Origin of the sequence: Streptomyces milbemycinicus (assembly GCF_002154605.1) — a bacterium.
GTDB classification, from domain to species: Bacteria; Actinomycetota; Actinomycetes; order Streptomycetales; family Streptomycetaceae; genus Streptomyces; species Streptomyces milbemycinicus.
This window is the reverse complement of the sequence record NZ_MUNE01001063.1, coordinates 1-404: the sequence shown is the minus strand read 5'-3', so window position 1 is coordinate 404 and position 404 is coordinate 1. Positions and strand designations below refer to the sequence as shown.

Sequence of the window (404 nt, the reverse complement as noted above, 5' to 3'; positions counted from 1 at the left end):
CACGGCCGCGCGCCTTCCGGTACCAGGGGCGTGGCGTCGAGGCGGTGGAAGGCCCGGTTGAAGTAGACGAGGCTCTGGCCGCCCGTCCGGGTGCGGATCTGCTCGATGTCGACGAAGAGCACGCTGTGGGAGCCCATGGGAACGGCGTGCTTGATGGTTCCGACGGCGGTCACCAGGGCGTCCTTGAGGACCGGCAGGTCCTGGTCGCGGTCCCACACCTCCCAGGTGAAGCGCTCGGCCATGGCCACCTTGGTGGCCCCGGCGAAGTGCAGGGCGAGTTCCTGCTGCTCTCCGGCCAGGACGTTGACGCACACCCGTCCGTTCGCCTGGAATACGCCGTGCATGGCGCTGCCGCGGTTGAGGCAGACCAGGAGGGTCGGCGGTTCATCGGTGACGGAGCAGAC

1 protein-coding gene is annotated in these 404 nt (G+C 69.1%); it reads right to left on the bottom strand.

Annotation, left to right across the window (positions count from 1 at the left end; all coding sequences use genetic code 11):
• Positions 1–404 (bottom strand): flavin reductase (locus CCN51_RS50995; protein WP_107426319.1); only part of this gene is annotated, 404 nt, incomplete at both ends.